The following is a 20,330-nucleotide window of genomic DNA, read 5'->3' as shown; positions in this document are numbered from 1 at the left end:
CCGGTCACCGTACGGGGCGCTCCGGCCCGGCCGTGGGCGCCACGCGCCGGGGCGCGGGTCATCGGCGCGCGGGGCTCCCCGTCCGGCGCAGATGGTCCTCGATCAGGGCGAGGGTGGCATCGGGCTGTTCGAGCTGCGGAAGGTGCCCGGCCCGGGGTACGACCTCGATCCGGCCGTCGGCGAAGGCACCGGCGTACGCCGCGCCGTAGGCGGGAGTCACCACGCGGTCGCTCTCCCCCCACACCAGCAGGGCGGGCGTACGGACGCGTCCGAGCCTGCGCAGCAGCTTGGGGTCGTGCATGTAGGGGTCGCCGGCCAGGACGCGCATCGTGGCCAGGTCGGCCTGCCGCCGGGCCGCCTCTCCGGGCGGTGCGTCGGCCAGGGCGGCGAGGAAGGGCGCCGGGTCGTGCCAGGAGTGCTCGGCCAGGCCGCGGGGGTCGAGGGCGAGGACGTCGGTGATGGGTTCGTCCGGCACCCGGACGCCGACGGCGTCGAGGAGGACCAGGCCGCTGATCACCCCGGCCGTGTCCCGCACCGCCATCTCGGCGGCCGTCCAGCCGCCCAGCGAGGAGCCGACGACCAGGACGTCGTCCAGGCCGCGGTCGTGCAGGAGGTGGAGGTAGGCGAGGGCGAGGTCGTCGACCCCGGTCAGCCACGCGGGCCGGTGGGTGCCCTCCCAGCCGGGGTGGACCGGCGTGAGGGTGTGGGCGGTGCGGGAGAGGTGCGCGGCGATCCCGGCGACGGTGGCGCGGCCTCCGCCGCCGTGCAGGATCAGCACCGGTCGGCCGGTGCCGGACGCGGAGAGGGTGAGGGGCAGGTCGGCGTAGACGTGCGCCGTGTGGTCCGTGAACATGCCCGACACTGTAACTAAGCATCTTTATATAAGCTAGCTTAGTCATGCTCTAGACTCTCCCCATGGACGCCGACCTGCAAACACTCGGCCGGGCTGTCAAGCTCGCCCAGTACCGCCAGCACCGGGCGCTCGACAGCGCCCTGTCCGCGGTGGGGACGACGCTCGCCCAATGGGACGCGCTGCGGGCGGTCGGCCGTACGCCGGGCGCCTCGGCGCGTGAACTGGCCGCCGCCACCTTCCAGAGCGAGCAGGCCTTCGGCACGCTCGTGGGCCGGCTCGCCTCGCAGGGGCTGGTCGAGCGCACACCGGGCCGGGGCAGGCGGATCGAGCACCGCCTCACCCCGGCGGGCGAACGCGTCCTGACCTCCGGCCACCAGGTCGCCGACGAGGTGCTGGCCTCGTGCTTCGCCCCGCTGTCCGACGACGACCGGGAGCGGTTGCTCGTGCTGCTGCGGCGCCTGACGTCGGAGGACGGCGCCTGACGGAGGGCGGGCGGGCCGCCCGCGGTTTCACCCCTCCGATCCGTCCGGCGCGCCGGGAGCGCAGGTCCCCGCGCCCGTACCCGGCGGCGGACCGCGTACCGGTCTGCGGCCCCGTGGCGGGATCGGCCGTCACCGGCGCATCGGCTGCCGTCCGGGCGAGGCCACACCGTGCCGGCCGCCCCGCGCGGCCGTGTCCGCGGCGAGAGGTGACGTTACGCCTCAACGGGCGGGCGTCGCCGCCGCCTTGCGCCCCACGCCCGCGTACACCCAGTACCGGGAGGGGTTCTCCGGGATCTCGTCCGCGTCGCCGGGCCGCCACAGCGGCACATGCACCAGGCCGGGGTCCACCAGGTCGAACCCGTCGAACAGCGACAGGATCGCGTCGTGCGAGCGGGCCGTGACCGGTGACGTCGCCCGGTCGCGGTACAACTGCCCGACGGCCGCCGCGGTGTCCGGGCGGTCCTCGTCGGTGGCATGGGTCAGAGCGAGCCAGCCGCCCTCGGGCAGCGCGTCCCGGAACGCGGCGACGATGGCGGCCGGGTCCTCCTGCGGGGTGACGAAGTGCAGGATCGTGATCATCAGGACGGCGACCGGCTGCCCGAAGTCGATGAGTTCGCGCACCCGGGGCGCGGCGAGTATCTCCTCCGGGCGCCGGATGTCACCGGCGACGATGGCCGCGCCCGGGTTGTCGGCGAGCAGCGCCTCGCTGTGCGCGACCGCCACCGGGTCGTTGTCCACGTACACCACCCGGGCGCCGGGTGCGGCGGCCTGGGCGACCTCGTGGACGTTGCCCTGGGTGGGGATGCCGGAACCGAGGTCGATGAACTGGCGTACGCCCGCCTCCGCCAGGAAGCGCACCGCCCGGCCGAGGAAGGCCCGGTTGGCGCGGGCCAGGGTGCGGACCTGGGGATCGATCGCCGTGAAGGCGGCCACCGCCTCCCGGTCTATGGCGAAGTTGTGCTCACCGCCCAGCATGGCGTCGTACATCCTGGCCACACTGGCCTTGCCCGGATCCACGCCCTGCGGCAGACCGTCCCCCTGGAGCATGACCAACTCCCCTACTGATCGGTGACCTTGACCCGGCATCATATAGTTGCGCACGGCACACGCCACCGCTCCCCGCACACCCGACCACCTGGAAGCCCCGGACCCACCCCACAGCCGGACGGCTTCCCGCGCTCCGGACACACCGCCGCGCACCGCACCACCCGCCCTACCGGACCACCCGCCCCACGCCGACACCGGCCCCACCCGGAAGGCAACGACCCTGCGGAACACAGAACGCACCGAACCCCGCGTCCGCCGTGAGCCGGAAGGCGCCCACCCCGCGCCTGCCGTCCGCCGCCGGTACTTCTCCCCGGCGGCCGACGCCATCGGGTCGCAACTCGACCTGGAGCTGACCGGCCGCCATGTCGTGCACGCGCTGGCGCCCGGTTTCTGCGACGCGGCCTCGGTCTACCTGCTCCAGCGCTGGCTGGTGGAGGAGGAGGCGCGCATGGCCGCCGATCCGCCGCAGATCGAGGCGCGCCGCCTCGCCCTGCGGATAGGAGCGGACGCGGCCGAGGACTGGGAGCATCTGCTGCCGGTCGGCGAGGTACTGGTCTTCCCGCGCGAGACGCCGTACGCGCGAGCCGTCGCCAGCGGGCAGACGCAGCTGCTGGACGGCGTCGACGACCACACCGCCGAACGGCTGCTCAAGACCGGCCCGGACCACATGGGAGTGGACGCCCTGGTGCGCAGCGCGTCGTTCCTCATCGTCCCGCTGCGCCTGCGCGGCACGGCGGTCGGCTTCATCGCCTGCACCCGCGGCCCGGACCGCGAGCCGTTCGCCCGGGTGGAGGCCGTGGCCGTGGAGTCGCTGGGCTCCCGGGCCGGTGTCGCGCTGGACAACGCCCGGCGCTACGAGCGGGAGCGCCGCACCGCGCTGGCGATCCGGCGCAGCCTGCTCCCGGACACCGGGCAGAGCTTCGAGGGCTGCCGGGTCGCCCACGGCTACCGGCCCGCCGGGCAGGACACCGTCATCGGCGGCGACTGGTACGACGTGCTGCCCCGGGCCGGGCGCCGCCTCGGGATGATCGTGGGCGACGCGATGGGGCACGGCCCGGAGTCCGCCGTCGCCATGATCCAGCTGCGGACCGCGGTGCGGACCCTGGCGGCGCTCGACATCGGTCCCAGCGAACTGCTGCACCGGCTGGACGCCGTCGCCGGTGACACGCCCGGCGCGCCCTTCGCCACCTGCATGTACGCGGAGTGGGACGCGGATCTGAACCTGTGCACCTTCGTCGGGGCCGGTCATCCGCCGCCCCTGATCCGCGGGCCGGGCGGTCCGGCCCGGCGCGTCTCCCTCGTCACCCCGGGGTTGCCGCTGGGGCTGGGCACGGGCCGCTACGAGCCGACCGTGCTGCCGCTGTCGGAGCCCTCCCTCGTGCTGCTCTACAGCGACGGTCTGGTCGAGTCCCGCACCCAGGACATCGACCAGGGCATCACCCGGCTCGCCCGGGACCTCGACGCCGGTACCGAGGAGGCGCCGGAGCCCGACGGCCCGGACGCCCTGCCGTCGCTGTGCCGCCAGCTGCTCGCCGGTTCCGGCGCCGACGACGTCTCCGACGACCGGACGCTGCTGCTGGCCGAGCTGACGCCGGGCGGGCGCTGAGCCGGGCCGGGCGCTCCGGTCACGGGGTTGTTATGACGGCTGTCATGGTCCATGCTGCTGCCCATGGCGGCCGTACGACGGCGTGCGTGCGGGCGGGGCGGGTCTCGGGGAGGAGCCACATGAGCGCGGTACTGGCACGGACGCTGTGGGAGCGGTACGAGCCCGTCCACAGTCTGGTCTACTTCGCGCCCGAGGCGCGGCAGGCCGCCGCCGAGGCCGGTCTGCGCGGCTTCTGGATGGGCTACTTCGCGCTGCGCGCCGCCCCGCTGGGCCCGGTCGGCGCCCCGGTCGTCACCAGCTCGTTCTACGTCTTCCCGCCGCACCACGTGCGCCGGGCCCTGCCGGACGCGTGGGAGCTGACCGCCCCGGCGGACGCGCTCGCGGCCCGGCAGCACGCCATGGACGAGGCTCTGACCCGCCTGTTCGGGCGGGACGCGGTCACCGGTGCCGCCCTGACCGAGGCGGCCGACCTGGCGTGGGCGGCGGCCGAGGCGGCGGACACCGCCGGGCGGGTCCTCTCCGCTGCCAACCAGGCCCTGGACCGGCCCGCGCAACCGCACCTGCGGCTCTGGCAGGCCCTGACGACGCTGCGCGAGCACCGCGGGGACGGGCATGTCGCCGTCCTGGTGTCCCTCGGTCTCGGCCCGGTCGCCGCGATGGTGCTGAAGACGGCGGCGGGCGAGTCCGACGCGGGGCTGCTGCGGGAGATCCGCCCGTGGGAGCCGCAGGCGTGGCAGGCGGCCGAGGCCGCCCTGCGGGCGCGCGGCTGGCTCGACGGGGACGGCGCCCTGACCGCGGCCGGGGTCGCCGGGCGCGCCGACATCGAGGCGCGGACGGACGCGGCGGCGGCGCAGCCGTGGGCCGCCGTGGGAGCGGACGCCGGGGCGCGGCTGGCCGCGCTCCTCGAACCCCTGGCCGAGACGGTGCTGCGCGCCGGTCTGATCCCGGCCGGCAATCCCGCGGGTCTCACCGGCACGCTCTGGGAGTCGGCGCGGGCCACCACCGCGGCCGCTGCTGGCACCGGCGCCACCGGCGGCACCAGCCGCTGAGACATCCAAGGCACCGGAGACGGCCGGGCGGTCCGAGCCGGTCGGGCACGGGACCCGGGCGGACGCGAGAGCCGGTCGGGCGCGGTGCGCGGGCGGACGCGGGAGACCGTCAGGCGCGGTGGCGCGGGCGGGCCGCGAGGACGGCGACGTCGTCGTCGGCCCGGTCCGCCGCCAGCCCGGCGAGGATCTCGTCCAGCAGCCGGGACACGTCCTGCCCCGGCCGGACGCGCAGGGCCGCGAGCCGGGCGAGCGAGACGTCGATGTCCTCGCCGCGCCGCTCGACGAGGCCGTCGGTGAACAGGACCAGCGTGTCGTCGGGCAGCAGCGGCCGCCCGACCGGCTCGTACGCGCCCAGTCCGGTGCCGAGCGGAGGGCCGACCGGCACCGGGACGGGCCCGGCGGTGCCGTCGCCGTGGAAGACGACCGGTGGCGGATGGCCCGCTCCCGCGTAGGTGGCGGTGCCCCGGGCCGGGTCGAGCAGCGCCAGCAGACAGGTCGCCGGGCGGCGGCCCCGCTCCTCGGCCATCGTGGCGTCCACCTGGCGCAGGATGCGGTGGGGCGGCAGGTCGGCGGCGGCGACGTAGCGCAGCATCGAGCGGTAGGCGTTCATGTCGACCGCCGCGTCCAGCCCATGGCCCATGACGTCGCCGATGACCAGCAGCGTCCGGCCGAAGTGCAGGCGTACCGTCTCGCACCAGTCGCCGCCCACCAGCGCGCCCCGGCCGGCGGGCAGATAGCGGGTGGCCAGTTCGATGTTGGGGTGCGGGCGGCCCGGGTCGGCCACCAGCACCTGCTGGAGCCGGCGGACCTGCTCGCCCATCTCCTCGTGCTCCTCCGCGTGCCGCAGATGGGCCGCCGCCACGCGTGCCGTGTAGTGCACCGCCGCCGTCTCGTCGTCGTCGAAGAGCCGCCCGGTGCGCAGGGCGAGGACGACCCCGTAGACCCGGCCCCAGGCGAGCAGCGGCACCGACAGGGCGGCCAGGCTCACCCCGCCGGCCGCGGTGAAGGACGCGGTGATCGGATGGCCCGCGTCCAGCGCCTGGACGACGACGTCGAGGCGCGGGACCCGTTCGAGGCCGGCGAGGAGGGCGCGGCGGCCGGCCACGGCCGCGTGGTGCAGGGCGCCGGGCCGCCCGGCCGCCCCGCGGCCGGTGTCCCGCGGGTGGTCGAAGAGGTCCACGGCGGCGGCCTCACAGAACTCCTCGGCGAGGAACCCGGCCAGTTCGGCGGCGGTCCTGCGGACGTCCAGGGTGGTGCCGATCGCGCCGACGGCGCGTTCGGCCCGCGCGAAGCTGTCCGCCCGCGCGGCGCGGCCCGCGTCCGCCGCACCGGGCCCGGGTCCCTGCTCGCCCTGCACCGGCCGCCCCTTTCCCACGGTCCGGGGATCCGGACGGCCGCGCCGCGGACCGCCGGATCCTTCCACCGGTTCCATCCCAGCACCGACCGGGGCCGCGGGCGGGCAGCGACCCGCGGTACGGCGCGCGGAACGCGCCGTGGCTCCGCGCGGGTGGGGGCCCGTCTCAGCCGGTCCCGCCGCGCCCGGACAGGGCGTCCCTGAGCCGGTCGATCATGCCCGCGCCGGGCGCCAGGAGCTTGTTGCCGGGCGGCGTGTCCGGGGCGGAGGGGTGCGGCCGGGTCGGCGCGGTCCGTTTCGCCGTGCGCACCTTGTCGCCGAGTTCCTCCAGTTCCCCGGCGTCGGCCGCCGCGCGCAGCCGGGGGAAGAGGTTCTGCTCCTCGTCCGTGACGTGTTCGCGGGTCTCGCGCATCAGGCGTCCCATGAGCCGGCCGAAGCGGATCTCGTCGGCCGGGCAGTCCTCCAGGTCCTTCATGGTGCGCTCCGCCCGCGCGTGGTCGTCGGTCTCCCGGTCGGCGATCGCGTCGCCGTCCGGCAGCAGCCGCCGTACGGCCGGGTAGAGGTACATCTCCTCGGCCACGGAGTGCCGGACCAGTTCCATGGTGGCCTGGTCCGCCAGGTTCTTGCGCCGCCGGTCCCCGGTGGGGAGGGCCTCGATCTGCGCGAAGATCTCCTCCACCTCGCGGTGGTCGGTGGTCAGTTCCCGGATGACGTCTCCACCGTGTCCCATGGCCGGGCTCCTCGCCGCTCGAAGGTGATGCGTACCGCTGGACCGCCCGGCGGGTTCCCGGACGGGTCCCGGTGACACCGTCGTGCGCCGCCCCGGCGGGCGTACGCCGCTGATGACCAAGCCGCTGCGCGAGCGGATGCGCGAGGAAACGGTGCGGGCGGACGGTGTACGGATCGCCCCACAGGGCCCGGTCGTGGTTCTGGCCGTGGACGATGCCGGGCGAATCGTTCCGGCACGGAGCCGACCGGGCCGGTACGCGGCCCGCGCGCACGTTCGCCACCAGGAGGGCCAGCCGTTCCTCCTGATGGCGGCTACGACTCTTCCACGACGAGCGGCACGTCCGCCGCGACGGAGCACCCCCCGGACCGGTCGAGGCCACCCTGTCCGGCCACGGCGCGGTCCGGGCCCTGGACGGCGAACAGCACCGTGAGCGGTGGCGGGGCGGGCGGCGTGCCCCGGGAGGGACCGGCCGCCCGCCGCCGTCAGCGGACCGGCCTGAGGTCCGTGATCTTGCGGGTCCTGAGGTCGGACCGTACGTCGATCTTCGTCACCTGGGCGTTCCTGCCGTCGCTCCAGGTGAGGTAGACCCTGCTGGTGGCGTGTCCGCCACCCGATCCGGCGTAGGCGACCTTCCACTTCACCGGCACGTTCTGTGCGAAGAGGATGCCGTCGGCGTGCTCCCTGGCCTCGTACGCGGCGACGGCCCTGCGGGCGCCCGCGGTCAGGTAGAACGCCTTCAGCGCCTTGGCGTCGGCGCCCGCGGCGGGATCGGAGCCGTCCCAGGCCGTGTCGATGTAGGCGCCGTAGAAGTCGGCGACCCGCTGGGTGACGCTGCGCGGGTCGCCCTGGGCGGCAGCGGCGGGCGCGACGGAGGCGGAGACGGTTCGGGCGGCGGTCGCGGGCGCGGCCACCGTGCGCGCCGTACGGGCCGGGGAGGTCCCGGGGCCCGCGGCCGCCGGGGTCATCGCGGTCAGGGAGCCGGCCGCGGCGAGCGCGGCGGCGGCGATCAGGATTCGTCGGGTGCGGACACGCATGGGCATGTGAGTGTTCCCCCAATGCATGGGGCCGGGTCGGTTCCCGGCTCGTCGGTCGTCGGACAAGACCCGCGCGGACCGCTCTCCGGTTCCGTAATGTCCCGGAAAACTGTCACAGTTCCGAAAGACGAAGAAGGTTGCCCGGTGTTCCGGCCAGATCCGGTCCGGTCCCTCCGGCTCGAATGCATCCGGCGGGTCCGGGAACCCGGCGGAGGCCGTACACCCCTCACGTCTGGAGAGGACCATGAGTCTGCTGCGCGTGGCCGGTCGTCCCCTGCTCGCCTCCATGTTCGTCGTCGGCGGCCTGAACTCCGTCCGCAACCCCGAGGCCGTCACCCCACTGGCCGAACCGGTCGTCCGTCCGATCACCGAACGCGTGGCCCTCCTGCCCGACCGGACCGAACAGGTCGTACGGCTCAGCGGGGGCGTGCAGGTCGCCGCCGGTGTGCTGCTCGGTCTCGGGCGGCTCCCCCGGCTCTCCGCCCTGGCGCTGGCGGCCACGCTGGTGCCGACCACGCTGGCCGGGCACCGCTTCTGGGAGGCGAAGGACCCCGGCGAGCGGGCCCAGCAGCGCATCCACTTCCTGAAGAACCTCTCCATGCTCGGCGGCCTGCTCATCGCCGCCGACGACACCGGTGCCGCGCCGTCGTGGCTGTGGCGCGGCCGGCACACGGCCCATGAGCTGCGGCGCGATGCCGCCCTGGTGCGGCGCTCGGTCCGGGCGACGGCGCGACCGGCCGCCGCGGTCGGCGGCCTGCGGGCCAAGCTGCCGGGCTGAGCCCGGCGGCGGACGGAAGACTCCGCGGGCCCCCAGCCGGTGTACGGCCGGGGGCCCGCGGAGTCTGTGTGCCGACGGCGTCAGGGCGCGTCAGGGCTTGAGGGCGTCCTTGCCCTTCTCCTTGGCCTGGCGTGCGTCGCCCTTGGTCTTCTCGGCGCGGCCCTCGACGGTCATCCGCTCGTTGCCCACGGTGCGCCCGACCGTCTCCTTGGCCTTGCCCTTCATCTGTTCCTTCTTGGCTTTGGCCTTCTGGTCTCCAGCCACGGTCGCTCACTCCCAGCCATGATCGAGGTCGGTGTCACCGCACCGGGTGTCCTGTGCGGTGCGCGGCAAACCTGGCCCCGGGCCGGGCGCGCGACCGGGGGAACCCCCGCCGCGCGTTCCGCACCTGTCCGTACGGCCGTCGGAGTGAACTGGCCCGTCCGGACCCGGCGAGGGGGTGCGCGCGGGCCCGCCGGACGCCGGGGCCGGGGGCCGCCGGTGGTCGCGGCGCCAGTCGAGGACGGCCACCGCCAGGGACGCCAGCATCGCCACGAGCGCGGAGCCGACCGCGAGCGCCACGGCGGCGCGGTAGTCCTGCCCGGTCGCGGCGAGCACGGCGTAGAAGAGGCCCGGCAGCGCGGCCGTGCCCACGGCGCCGCCCAGGCGCTGGCCGGTCTGGAGGGCGCCGCCCGCCGCCCCGGCCATCCGCACGGGTACGTCGCGGAGTGTCATCGTCACGTTCGGGGAGATGACGCAGCCGCTGCCGAGGCCGCCGACGAGCAGGGCGGGCGCCGCGAGCCAGGTGAGCATGGCGGGCGGTGCGGAGTGCAGGATCAGCGCGGTGGCGCCGAGGCCGAGCACCACCGCGACCAGCCCGCAGACCGTGAGCAGCCGTCCCAGCCGCTCCACCAGGCGCCCGGAGACGACCGCGGCGGCGGCCGAGCCGATGGCGAACGGCGTCACCGCGAGCCCGGAGCGCAGCGGCTCGTAGCCCAGGCCGTTCTGGAAGAAGAGCGCGAACACCAGCCATACGCCGCTGAAGCCCACGAAGTACAGCGCGCCGAGCGCGGTGCCCAGGCCGTAGCCGCGGGTGCCGGTGAGCAGCCGCGGGTCCAGCAGGGGCTGCCCGTCGCGGGCCGCCACCCGCCCCTCCCACCGGGCGAAGCAGACCAGCAGCAGCGCGCCGAGCGGGAAGAGCCACCACAGCCGGTGCAGGCCGCCGCTCTCGGCGAAGACCAGGGGCAGCATCAGGGCCAGGACGCCGGTGCCGAGCAGGGTCACGCCGGGCAGGTCGAGCCGTTCCCGGCGGCCGGGCGCCACCCTGGGCAGCAGCCGCAGGCCGAGCAGCAGGGCGACGGCGCCGACGGGGACGTTGACGTAGAAGATCCAGCGCCAGCCCTGGGTGCCGTGGGCCAGCGCGAGGATCAGGCCGCCGGTGATCGGCCCGACCGCGCTGGAGACGCCCACGACGGCGCCGAAGAGACCGAAGGCGCGTCCGCGTTCGGCCCCGCGGAACATCTGCTGGATCAGCGCGGAGTTCTGCGGGGCCAGGCAGCCGGCGCAGGCGCCCTGGGCGAGGCGGGCCACGACGAGCCAGGTGATGCTGGGGGCGGCACCGGCACCGGCGCTGCACAGCACGAAGGCGGCCAGGGCGCACAGGAAGATGCGGCGGCGGCCCATCGCGTCGCCGAGGCGCCCGGCGGGCACCAGGACCAGGGCGAACGCCAGGGCGTAGCCGGACACCACCCACTGCACGGAGGACGCCGAGGTGCCCAGGTCGCGCTGCATGGACGGCAGCGCCACGGCCACGATGGTGACATCGAGCAGGCTCATGAAGCCGGTCGCCAGCGTGACCCACAGGGCCTTCCAGCGCCTGGGGTCGGGCGCGCCCGCCGGGTCGCCGCGGCGACCGCCGGACCGCACTTGCCTGTTCACCCACGCTCCTCCCGGTCGCGGCTCGCGGGCGCGCACCGGCCGTCGGCGTCCCGCGCTCCGGGTCCCGCGCTCCGAAGGCGCGTTCCGGGGCCCGGAGCGGAACACCCTCACGGACACGATCGCCGCTCGGCGCGTCCGGGGCCACTTCAGCGCGTCGCGTCCGGCGGGCCCGGCCGGGCCGCGCGCGCCGCCCCCCGGGGGGTGAAATCGCTCCGGTGGAGAAATAATGGTGTGAGAGGTTCGAAGGCGGGTACACGCTGCCCAGGCCGCACTCGGTGACGGGGCGGTCACGACGGGCAGGAACAGTAGCTGAGAGGGAGGGCCGCGCGATGGCGGTGACCGCGGAGGCGAAGGCGATCCGAGCTCGGACGGAGCTGCCGGAGGTGCCCGACCCCTCACAGGTCGCGCCGACCGACGCACGCGCTCTGTCCCGGGTGTTCTTCGACCGGCTCGCGCACCTGGAAGAGGGCACGCACGAGTACCAGTACGCCCGCAACACGCTGATCGAGATGAACATGTCGCTGGTGCGATACGCGGCGGGCCGCTTCCGCAGCCGGGGTCCCCAGGAGATGGAGGACATCGTCCAGGTCGGCATGATCGGCCTGATCAAGGCGATCGACCGGTTCGAGATCTCCCGCGAGGTAGAGTTCACCTCCTTCGCCGTGCCGTACATCGTCGGTGAGATCAAGCGTTTCTTCCGGGACACCACCTGGGCCGTGCATGTGCCGCGGCGGCTCCAGGAGGCCCGGGTGGAGCTGGCCAAGGCCACCGAGGAGCTGAGCAGCCGGCTCGGGCGCAAGCCCACCACCAAGGAGCTGGCGGAGCTGATGAACCTCCCCGAACAGGAGGTCATCGACGCCCGGGTGGCGTCCAACGGCTACACGTCCGCGTCCCTGGACGCCGCCGTCAGCAGCAGTGAGGACGGCGAGAGCGTCCTGGCCGACTTCATCGGCGCCGAGGACATGAGCATGGAGCTGGTGGAGGACCTGCACAGCCTCGCGCCGCTGCTGGAGGAGCTGGACGAACGGGACCGGCAGATCATCCACATGCGGTTCGTCGAGGAGATGACGCAGGCGCAGATCGGCGAGCGGCTGGGGATCTCGCAGATGCATGTCTCGCGGCTGCTCAACCGGCTGCTGGGGCGGCTGCGGCAGGGTCTGCTGAGCGTGCACTGAGCAGTCGGCGCGGTCGGCGCGCGCCGGTCGTGACAGCGTGACGCGAAGGACGGGCGCCGGTCCCGGGATCTGATCCCGGGGCCGGCGCCCGTTCCCGTGCGTGCGGGGTGATCAGCGGGTCACGGTGTGCCGTTCGTCGGGGACGCAGTGGGTCATGGTCAGGCCCTCCACGTCGCGCGGCGGGTTCTCGCCCAGCCGGGACAGCCGCTTGCGGTCCTCGTCGGTGAGGTCCTGTCCGGCCAGCGGTTCAAGACCCGCCACGTCCTGGGGCGAGACGCCGATGCCCTCGCCGACCCTCAGGCCCAGCTCGTTCTCGACCAGCAGGAAGTGCCACACCATGCGCTCCTGCACCGGCCGGTCGCACCGGGAGAGCTGGCCCACCAGGTTCTTCACGAGGTCGTCGCGCTCCCACTGCTCCATCAGCAGATAGCGCTGGCCTGCCTGCTGGTAGTCGTTGGCGCGCGGGATGCGGGCGCGGGTCAGCCGGCCGCGGATCTCGGGCCCCTGCTCCTCGTGCGCGGGATACACCGCCTCCTGGAGGCCGCCCGTGATGGACGGCTCGTAGTTGACGAGGGGGTTCGCTCCGCCGCCGTCGATGTGGTACGTCATCTGGCCGTCGCGCTGGTTGGTGTGGACCGGCGCGTGCTTGGGCTGGTTGACCGGGAGCTGGAGGTAGTTGGGGCCGACCCGGTAGCGCTGGGTGTCGCTGTAGGAGAAGGTGCGGCCGACCAGCATCTTGTCGTCGGAGAAGTCCAGGCCGTCGACGAGGACGCCGGTGCCGAAGGAGATCTGCTCGTTGTCCGCGAAGTAGTTCTCCGGCATCCGGTCGAGGACCATCCGGCCCACCGGCCGGGGCGGGAAGTCCTGCTCGGGCCAGGTCTTGGTGTCGTCCAGCGGGTCGAAGTCCAGCTCCGGGTGGTCGTTGTCGTCCATCATCTGCACGAGCAGTTCCCACTCGGGGTACTCGCCGCGCGCGACCGCCTCGTAGAGGTCCTTGGTCGCGTGGCCCAGGGACTGCGCCTGGACGTTGGCCGCGTCCTCCTCCGTCATGCTGCGCACGCCCTGCTTGGGCATCCAGTGGTACTTCACGAGCACGGTGCGGCCCTCGTCGTTGACCCACTTGTAGGTGTTGACGCCGAAGCCCTGCATGTGCCGGTAGTCGGCGGGGATGCCGCGCGGGCTGAACAGGTTGACCAGCATGTGCATCGACTCGGGCGTCTGCGACATGAAGTCGAAGATCCGCCGGGGCTGCTGCTCGAACGTCACCGGGTCGGGCTTGAGGGCGTGGATGACGTCGGGGAACTTGATGGCGTCCCGGATGAAGAAGACGCCGAGGTTGTTGCCGACGAGGTCCCAGTTGCCGTCCTCGGTGTAGAACTTCACCGCGAAGCCGCGCGGGTCGCGGGCGGTCTCGGCGGAGTCGCGGCCGCCGATCACCGTGGAGAAGCGGACGGCGAGTTCGGTGCGCCTGCCGCGCTCCTGGAACAGCGCGGCCCGGGTGTGGCGGCCGATCGGCTCGTCGCCCCAGGCGCCGTACGCCTCGAAGTAGCCGTACGCCGTCACGCCCCGGGCGTGCACCACCCGCTCCGGGATGCGCTCCCGGTCGAAGTGGCTGATCTTCTCCAGGAACTGGTAGTTCTCCAGCGTCGCCGGGCCGCGGGCGCCGACGGTCCGCTGGTTCTGGTTGTCGTAGACGGGATGGCCCTGCCGGTTGGTGAGGACCTTCGGGTCGTCGCCCGGACTCTTGCTGGATACGTCCGTCATGCCCGTGGACTCCTTCGACGTCGTCGGCTCGGTCCCGCGTGGCGGCCGCGGGCCGCCGGCGGATCGCCGTCCGGCACGACGCGGCGGTACGCACGCGCACCACCGGGTGACCTTTTCACCCGTATCCACGCGGATATGTTCACCTTCGCACCGTTGCCCGCGCCCCACGGCCGGGGTTAGGCCGTCCGGCAGGGCCGGGTCCCGGACCGGTCCGGCTCAGCCGTCCACCCGGCCGTCCGCGGGGTCCGGGACCCGGCCGCCGGGCGAGGCCGGGACGGTGTCTCCGGCGAGGGTCTGCTGGGCGTGCGGGACGACGCGGATCAGCCTCAGGACGCCCCAGACGATGAGGCCGGCGCCCACCAGTTCCGGCAGCAGCCAGACGCCCGTGCGGATGTGCTCGCCGAAGAGGGTGACGCCCAGCAGCAGGCTCACGGTGGCGTCCCCGATGGTCAGGGCGGGCTGGGAGGCGGCCAGGGAACCGGCCTGGAGGGCGTTCTCCAGGAGCAGCAGCGAGCAGACCCCGACGACGGCGAACCCGTAGGTCTGCCAGGTGGTGAGGAAGGCGGTGAAGCCGTCGGCGGCCAGGATGCCGCTGGCGGACTTCAGCAGGGCGGCGGTCAGCGCGTTGCCGATGGCGGCGGCGGCCGCCAGGGCGGCGGCGCGCAGCAGGGGCGAGCGGCCGGGGCGGGCCAGGGCGAACGCCCCGGCCATCGCCCCCAGGCAGCCGATCAGCGCGGGCACCCAGCGGACCATGGGCGCCTGGTCGTGGGATCCGGAGGGCGAGGCGGCGACCAGGACCAGGGCGAGCCCCGCGACGACTCCGGCGACGGCGGCCCAGCCCCGGGCGGGCAGGCCCCGGTGCATGAGGGAGCCCGCGATGAGCAGGGCGAACGGCAGTTCCATGATGAACAGCGGCTGCACCAGCGCCAGCGGTCCGTTGACCAGCGCGAGCGCCTGGAACGCGGCGGAGGCGACGACCCCGCAGATGCCCGCGAGCCACACGGGGTGCCGGGCCAGGGCGAGCAGCAGCCGCAGTCCGCCGCCGGTGGGCACGGCGGAGGCGGCCTTCCGCTGGAAGGCGGTCCCCACGGCGTTGCTCGCGGCGCCCATGACGGCGAAGAACACGGCCAGCCCGATCACAGGTCCACCATGCCCGACGCGCGGCGTTCCGTCCTGCCGCGCGTCCTGCCGCGGCGAAGGGGCCGGGCGGCGCGACGCCGGACGAGGCGGCAGGGTACGTTCGGGAGGCCGGTCCGCGATCATCATGAGGTCTTTGGCTTGTCATAAGTTCGACTTATGACCTCATAGATCGGACCCGCGTACCCACTTAGGCTTGCCTTAGTTTAGGGTTGCCGTCGAGTCGTCGTTTCACCGCTCGAAGGGAACCTGATCATGCCGCGCCCCCTGCGGGTAGCCATCGTCGGAGCCGGCCCCGCCGGCATCTACGCCGCCGACGCTCTTCTCAAGTCCGGCGTGGCCACCGACCCGGGTGTGTCCATCGACCTCTTCGAGCGGATGCCGGCGCCGTTCGGCCTGATCCGCTACGGCGTCGCCCCCGACCACCCCCGGATCAAGGGCATCGTCACGGCCCTGCACCAGGTACTGGACAAGCCCCAGATCCGCCTGTTCGGCAACGTCGACTACCCGGGCGACATCAGCCTGGACGACCTGCGCGCCTTCTACGACGCCGTGATCTTCTCCACCGGCGCCACCGCCGACCGGGCGCTGTCCGTGCCCGGCGCCGACCTGGACGGCTCCTACGGCGCCGCCGACTTCGTCTCCTGGTACGACGGGCACCCGGACGTGCCGCGCACCTGGCCGCTCGATGCCGAGAAGGTCGCCGTCCTCGGCGTCGGCAACGTCGCCCTGGACGTGGCCCGCATCCTCGCCAAGACCGCCGACGAGCTGCTGCCCACCGAGATCCCGCCGAACGTCCACGAGGGCCTGAAGGCCAACAAGGCGCTGGAGATCCACGTGTTCGGCCGCCGCGGTCCCGCGCAGGCGAAGTTCAGCCCGATGGAGCTGCGGGAGCTGGACCACTCCCCCAACATCGAGGTCATCGTGGACCCCGAGGACATCGACTACGACGAGGGCTCCATCGCCACCCGGCGCGGCAACAAGCAGGCCGACATGGTCGCCAAGACGCTGGAGAACTGGGCGATCCGCGACGTCGGCGACCGCCCGCACAAGCTGTTCCTGCACTTCTTCGAGTCCCCGGCGGAGATCCTCGGCGCGGACGGCCGGGTCACCGGTCTGCGCACCGAGCGCACCGAGCTGGACGGCACCGGCAACGTCAAGGGCACCGGCGCCTTCAAGGACTGGGACGTCACGGCCGTCTACCGCGCCGTGGGCTACCTCTCCGACCGGCTGCCGAAGCTGCCCTGGGACGAGGACTCGGGCACCGTCCCGGACGAGGCCGGGCGGATCATCGGCGAGACCGGCGAGCATGTGCAGTCGGCGTACGTGACGGGCTGGATCCGGCGCGGGCCGGTGGGCCTGATCGGCCACACCAAGGGCGACGCCAACGAGACGGTCGCCAGCCTGCTGGACGACTTCGCCTCCGGCCGGCTGCACACTCCGGCCGCCCCGGACCCGGAGGCCGTCGACGCCTTCCTGGCCGAGCACGGCGTCCGGTTCACGACCTGGGACGGCTGGTACCGCCTCGACGCCGCGGAGAAGGCGCTCGGCGAGCCGCAGGGCCGCGAGCGCGTGAAGATCGTCGAGCGCGAGGACATGCTCAAGGCGAGCGGCGCGTAGCACCGGCACCGCCGCGCCCCCACCACATACACGGACGAGCCGTGCCCCCTCGAAGGCGGCACGGCTCGTCCGTCGGTGGTGCGCCGGTGCGCCGGGGCGCACCACGCCGCCCGAAGGCGCCGTTACTTGTTCGCGCACGCGTTCCCGGTGGCGGGGTTGAGCAGCCCGATCACGTCGATCGAGTTGCCGCACAGGTTCAGGCCGAGGTCGATGGGGACCTGGATGACATTGCCGGAGAGCACTCCGGGGCTGCCCACCGCGACGCCCTCCGCACCGGCATCGGCGGCGGCGGTTCCCGCGCACGTCATCAGGGCCGCACCCGCCAGGACCGCGGCGGCCGTCATTCGGATCCTCATGGAGAACTCCTGTCGTTGGAAGGGGTACGTGCCTCCACACTGAGGGCGTCCGCCGCTCCGGGGTGGGAGGCGGCGGCCGAACGGAGTAGCCACGTCAGCCTCCCCGGGGGCCGGGCTGGGCCGAACGGGGCGCGGCAGCCGACGGGACGGGCGCGCGGCGGCGGGCGGGACAGCTGCGCGGCAGCGGCGGGGCCGGGCCCGCGTCAACGCCGTACCACCGCGCACCGCGGGTCCCGGGAGCGCCGCCGACGCATCCGGGCCCGGCCGGAGTGCGACGGCGCACCACCGCGCTGACCTCCGCCGGAGTCCGTCGCGGCGGGCCGCGGGCGCCCGCGGGCACCCTCCGCGCGGGCCCGGCCACCGGCCCCGCCGAACCGATCATGATCCGCTGCGGTGATACTGGGAGACGACCGCCGTCCCCGCCCGCAGATTGGCCCATGTCGAACTCTCCCGATCCCCGTCCAGCGGCCCCGCCCACCGTGTGGTGCGCCCGAGGCCGCCACTGTGGCCCCGCCCCGGCGGACGCCGTACGGCGTCACCTGGAGAAACTGGAGGCCGACTCCGTCCTGCACAGCCACACCGAGCCGGACGACGTCGACCTCTCCCGTGAGCATGTCTTCGAGGCGCGCTGGCTGGCCCCGGGCGAGGTGACCGTGCGCGCCCGGCTCTCGCTCGCGCCGCCGCGCGGCGCCGCCGACGAACAGCAGTGGACGCTGATCGCCGAGGCGGAGCAGCCCTGGGACCCGCGCTGGCCCTCTCCCGCCGCCATGTTCTGGCCGGCCGGGGCGGAGGAGCCCGGCACCGGCTGGGACCACGAGGCCGTCACCGGGCTGCGGCTCGGCGACGTCAACCAGCTGCCCGAGGACGACAAGGAGCTGCGGCGGGTGCTGCGGCACGCGGTGCGCGACACCTGGTGCGTCCATGTCGTCGTGCACGAGGCCATGACCCCCGACGAGCGCGGCCGCCCGGCGCTGGTGCGGCTGCTGCCCGAGGGCCTGCGGCACCGGGTCGTGGAGCACCGCGCCGCCCCGCAGCGCCTGCGCGCCGTGAACTGGGTGCTGGACGACTACGGGGCCCGGGTGCCCCGGGGCGGCGCCGTCGTCCTGCCCGGGAGCCCCGCGGCCCCCGGCTACGAGGCGGAGCGGTTCTCCGTGCGCAGCGTCTTCCTGGACGGCAACGAGCCGACCGAGGTCCTGGACGCGGTACGGCGGTTCGACGCGCTGCCGAGGCCGCTGCCCGAGGGCGGCGACCAGGCGCTGACGGTGCTGCGCGAGCAGTGGCACCTGATGACGATGGAGGAGGAGCTGGTCCGGGCGCGCGAGCTGGTGGCCATGTACGCCGAGGCCCTGGATGCGATGACGAAGTCCCGGGACCTGTACCGCGACGCGGCCGAGCGGGCCAACGAGGCGCTCGCCGTGTACCGCGAGGCCGCGGGCGCGGAGGGTGCCCCGCCGGTCCGCAGGCCGGGCGCCGGTCCGGCCGGGCTTTCGCCCTTCCAGCATCTGGCCCGCGGTCTGGAACGGCTCAAGGGCGGTGCCCGCACCCGGCGCGCGGCTGCGCCGCCGGAGCCGGAGGCCGAGCCGTCGCAGGCACCGCCGGGCCCCCCGCCGCCGCCCCCACCGGCACCGCCGCCCGCGCCCCGGGACGGCGGCGCCGCGAAGGGCCCGGCCGGGGACTGACACACTGCCCGGCCGGGATCCCTGTCGGCAGGGCCGGCCGGGCGCCGCCCGCGCGGGCGGCGCCCTGGGTTCCTGGCGTGCCCGGACGTGTCAGGCCCCGCGGTGACGTGTCAGGCGCCTCAGTGTGGATACGCGGTCTGCACCGCGGTCTGCACCGCATCACGCGTCCGGAAGGTCATCCACGCCATGGGCAGCGACCAGCACACCGGGCACCGTTCCGGAACGACGTTCCGGGTCAACGGCGAGCCCCACACCCTCCTCCTGGATCACCGCCGCGTCCTGCTGGACGTGCTGCGGGAGGATCTCGGTCTCACCGGGGCGAAGAAGGGCTGCGACCACGGCCAGTGCGGAGCCTGCACGGTCCTCGTCGACGGGCGCCGGACGAACGGCTGCCTGCTGCTCGCCGTCACCCTGGAGGGGTGCGAGGTGACGACCGTCGAGGGTCTGGCGGACGACGACGACGAGGAACTGCACCCGCTCCAGCAGGCGTTCCTGGACCGGGACGCCTTCCAGTGCGGCTACTGCACCCCGGGCCAGCTCTGCTCCGCCGTGGGCGTGCTGGCCGAGGCCGCGGCCGGCCATCCCTCGCTGGTCACCGGCCCCGCCGCCGCCCCCGGCCGTCCCGTCCCGCTGGATCCGCGCGAGATCCGGGAGCGGATGAGCGGCAACCTGTGCCGCTGCGGGGCCTATCCGCGCATCGTCGAGGCCGTGGAGGACGTCGTCCCGTGAAACCCTTCGGCTACCTACGGGCGGGCAGTGTGGACGAGGCGGCGGACGCCTTCGCCGCGCACCCCGGGGCCCGCTATCTCGGCGGCGGCACCAATCTGGTCGACCTGATGAAGCTGGACGTGGAGCGCCCGGACTTCCTCGTCGACGTGACCCGGCTGCCGCTGGACACGGTGCGGGAACTGCCCGACGGCTCGCTGCGGGTGGGCGCCACCGTGCGCAACAGCGACCTCGCGGCGCATCCCCTGGTCCGCGACCGCTGGCCGGTGCTGTCGCAGGCGCTGCTCGCGGGTGCCTCCGGGCAGCTGCGCAACGCGGCCACCACCGGCGGCAACCTGATGCAGCGCACCCGCTGCCCGTATTTCCAGGACCGGTCCAAGCCGTGCGCCAAGCGGGAGCCCGGCAGCGGCTGCGGCGCCCTGGAGAGCGTGCACCGCGACCACGCCGTGCTCGGGTACTCCGACCGGTGCATCGCCACCAACCCGTCGGACATGGCGGTGGCGCTGTCCGCCCTGGACGCGCGCGTGGAGCTGTACGGGCAGGAGGGCGCCCGCAGCGTCCCGGCGGCCGAGTTCCACCGGCTGCCCGGCGAGCATCCGGAGCGGGACACCGAACTGCGCCCCGGTGAGCTGATCACCTCCGTGGTGCTCCCGGCGGCGGCCGCCCATCTGCCCTCGGCGTACCGCAAGGCCCGCGACCGGGCCTCCTACGCCTTCGCGCTGGCCTCGGTCGCGGTGGTGCTGCGGGTCGCGGACGGCGTCGTGGCGCACGCGGGGATCGCCTTCGGAGCGCTGGCCCACCGGCCCTGGCGGGCGCGGCGCGCCGAGGAGGCGCTGCTCGGCGGGCCGGTCACCGCGGAGGCGTTCGCGGCCGCCGTCGACCGGGAACTCGCCGCGGCCCGGCCGCTGCGGGACAACGCCTACAAGGTGCCGCTGGCCCGCAATCTCGCCGTGGACGTGCTGACCCGGCTCGCCGCGCCCGCCGCGGTCTGAACCCGGGCCGCACGGCGCCGCGCCCCGCTCC

19 protein-coding genes are annotated in these 20,330 nt (G+C 74.5%); 9 read left to right on the top strand and 10 right to left on the bottom strand.

Translation table 11 applies throughout. The features are described 5' to 3' along the window. Positions 1 to 58 precede the first annotated feature (58 nt). Positions 59 to 853 (bottom strand): alpha/beta fold hydrolase, encoded by a 795-nt coding sequence (locus B086_RS0111115; protein ID WP_018566481.1) that lies wholly within the window; start codon positions 851 to 853, stop codon positions 59 to 61. A gap of 62 nt (positions 854 to 915) precedes the next feature. On the opposite strand from B086_RS0111115, the gene B086_RS0111110 reads away from it, so the two are divergent. Continuing rightward, a complete protein-coding gene (locus B086_RS0111110) occupies positions 916 to 1,335 on the top strand; it encodes a MarR family winged helix-turn-helix transcriptional regulator (protein WP_018566480.1) in 420 nt (139 codons plus the stop codon). A gap of 219 nt (positions 1,336 to 1,554) precedes the next feature. Here the strand turns inward: B086_RS0111110 and B086_RS0111105 are convergent, their stop codons facing one another. After that, positions 1,555 to 2,382 carry an SAM-dependent methyltransferase gene (locus B086_RS0111105; protein ID WP_018566479.1) on the bottom strand — a complete coding sequence of 276 codons (828 nt, stop codon included), beginning with the start codon at positions 2,380 to 2,382 and terminating at the stop codon, positions 1,555 to 1,557. A gap of 46 nt (positions 2,383 to 2,428) precedes the next feature. On the opposite strand from B086_RS0111105, the gene B086_RS0111100 reads away from it, so the two are divergent. Together B086_RS0111100 and B086_RS0111095 are read left to right on the top strand one after the other, a co-directional pair. Beyond that, on the top strand, positions 2,429 to 3,988 hold the full coding sequence (locus B086_RS0111100; protein ID WP_018566478.1) for a PP2C family protein-serine/threonine phosphatase: 1,560 nt from the start codon (positions 2,429 to 2,431) through the stop codon (positions 3,986 to 3,988). 119 nt (positions 3,989 to 4,107) lie between these two features. Next, the gene (locus tag B086_RS0111095) at positions 4,108 to 5,037 is read left to right on the top strand and encodes an SCO6745 family protein (protein WP_018566477.1); all 930 of its coding nucleotides are present in this window, start codon (positions 4,108 to 4,110) and stop codon (positions 5,035 to 5,037) included. Positions 5,038 to 5,146: 109 nt separating this feature from the next. Here B086_RS0111095 and B086_RS0111090 read toward each other — a convergent pair whose 3' ends face one another. The 3 genes from B086_RS0111090 to B086_RS0111080 all read right to left on the bottom strand — a co-directional run bounded on the left by B086_RS0111090 (position 5,147) and on the right by B086_RS0111080 (position 8,161). Beyond that, positions 5,147 to 6,394 carry a PP2C family protein-serine/threonine phosphatase gene (locus tag B086_RS0111090; protein WP_037873293.1) on the bottom strand — a complete coding sequence of 416 codons (1,248 nt, stop codon included), beginning with the start codon at positions 6,392 to 6,394 and terminating at the stop codon, positions 5,147 to 5,149. Between the two features lie 163 nt (positions 6,395 to 6,557). After that, positions 6,558 to 7,121 carry a hemerythrin domain-containing protein gene (locus tag B086_RS0111085; protein ID WP_018566475.1) on the bottom strand — a complete coding sequence of 188 codons (564 nt, stop codon included), beginning with the start codon at positions 7,119 to 7,121 and terminating at the stop codon, positions 6,558 to 6,560. Positions 7,122 to 7,603: 482 nt separating this feature from the next. Next, positions 7,604 to 8,161: a hypothetical protein gene (locus tag B086_RS0111080; RefSeq protein ID WP_018566474.1), complete on the bottom strand. Its 558-nt coding sequence runs from the start codon at positions 8,159 to 8,161 to the stop codon at positions 7,604 to 7,606. 238 nt (positions 8,162 to 8,399) lie between these two features. Here B086_RS0111080 and B086_RS0111075 point away from each other — a divergent pair, with 238 nt between their 5' ends. Then, the gene (locus B086_RS0111075; RefSeq protein ID WP_018566473.1) at positions 8,400 to 8,933 is read left to right on the top strand and encodes a DoxX family membrane protein; all 534 of its coding nucleotides are present in this window, start codon (positions 8,400 to 8,402) and stop codon (positions 8,931 to 8,933) included. 90 nt (positions 8,934 to 9,023) lie between these two features. On the opposite strand, the gene B086_RS42745 is transcribed toward B086_RS0111075, so the two are convergent. Together B086_RS42745 and B086_RS39745 are read right to left on the bottom strand one after the other, a co-directional pair. After that, a complete protein-coding gene (locus B086_RS42745) occupies positions 9,024 to 9,197 on the bottom strand; it encodes a CsbD family protein (protein WP_078531054.1) in 174 nt (57 codons plus the stop codon). 6 nt (positions 9,198 to 9,203) lie between these two features. Beyond that, positions 9,204 to 10,850, bottom strand: coding sequence for an MFS transporter (locus tag B086_RS39745; RefSeq protein ID WP_234029295.1), 1,647 nt, complete (start codon positions 10,848 to 10,850; stop codon positions 9,204 to 9,206). Positions 10,851 to 11,179: 329 nt separating this feature from the next. On the opposite strand from B086_RS39745, the gene B086_RS0111060 reads away from it, so the two are divergent. Further along, positions 11,180 to 12,025, top strand: coding sequence for a SigB/SigF/SigG family RNA polymerase sigma factor (locus B086_RS0111060; RefSeq protein WP_018566470.1), 846 nt, complete (start codon positions 11,180 to 11,182; stop codon positions 12,023 to 12,025). A 111-nt stretch (positions 12,026 to 12,136) separates the two neighbouring features. Here the strand turns inward: B086_RS0111060 and B086_RS0111055 are convergent, their stop codons facing one another. Together B086_RS0111055 and B086_RS0111050 are read right to left on the bottom strand one after the other, a co-directional pair. Continuing rightward, complete coding sequence (locus B086_RS0111055) at positions 12,137 to 13,789, bottom strand: catalase (RefSeq protein WP_018566469.1); 1,653 nt, start codon at positions 13,787 to 13,789, stop codon at positions 12,137 to 12,139. Positions 13,790 to 14,005: 216 nt separating this feature from the next. Continuing rightward, the gene (locus B086_RS0111050; protein ID WP_018566468.1) at positions 14,006 to 14,929 is read right to left on the bottom strand and encodes a DMT family transporter; all 924 of its coding nucleotides are present in this window, start codon (positions 14,927 to 14,929) and stop codon (positions 14,006 to 14,008) included. 252 nt (positions 14,930 to 15,181) lie between these two features. Here B086_RS0111050 and B086_RS0111045 point away from each other — a divergent pair, with 252 nt between their 5' ends. After that, positions 15,182 to 16,546, top strand: coding sequence for an FAD-dependent oxidoreductase (locus tag B086_RS0111045; RefSeq protein WP_018566467.1), 1,365 nt, complete (start codon positions 15,182 to 15,184; stop codon positions 16,544 to 16,546). A 122-nt stretch (positions 16,547 to 16,668) separates the two neighbouring features. On the opposite strand, the gene B086_RS0111040 is transcribed toward B086_RS0111045, so the two are convergent. Continuing rightward, positions 16,669 to 16,902 (bottom strand): chaplin, encoded by a 234-nt coding sequence (locus tag B086_RS0111040; RefSeq protein ID WP_026252304.1) that lies wholly within the window; start codon positions 16,900 to 16,902, stop codon positions 16,669 to 16,671. Positions 16,903 to 17,339: 437 nt separating this feature from the next. Between B086_RS0111040 and B086_RS0111035 the strand changes: the two genes are divergently transcribed. From B086_RS0111035 to B086_RS0111025, 3 genes are all read left to right on the top strand, one after another. Beyond that, positions 17,340 to 18,581: a hypothetical protein gene (locus B086_RS0111035; protein ID WP_106436062.1), complete on the top strand. Its 1,242-nt coding sequence runs from the start codon at positions 17,340 to 17,342 to the stop codon at positions 18,579 to 18,581. 186 nt (positions 18,582 to 18,767) lie between these two features. Further along, complete coding sequence (locus tag B086_RS0111030) at positions 18,768 to 19,310, top strand: (2Fe-2S)-binding protein (protein ID WP_018566464.1); 543 nt, start codon at positions 18,768 to 18,770, stop codon at positions 19,308 to 19,310. Then, the gene (locus B086_RS0111025) at positions 19,307 to 20,299 is read left to right on the top strand and encodes an FAD binding domain-containing protein (protein WP_018566463.1); all 993 of its coding nucleotides are present in this window, start codon (positions 19,307 to 19,309) and stop codon (positions 20,297 to 20,299) included. The genes B086_RS0111030 and B086_RS0111025 overlap by 4 nt, the downstream gene beginning before the upstream one ends. Positions 20,300 to 20,330 lie beyond the last annotated feature (31 nt).

Origin of the sequence: Streptomyces sp. PsTaAH-124 (assembly GCF_000373685.1) — a bacterium.
In the GTDB taxonomy this organism is placed as follows: domain Bacteria; phylum Actinomycetota; class Actinomycetes; order Streptomycetales; family Streptomycetaceae; genus Streptomyces; species Streptomyces andamanensis.
This window is presented reverse-complemented; position numbering and strand designations above follow the sequence as displayed.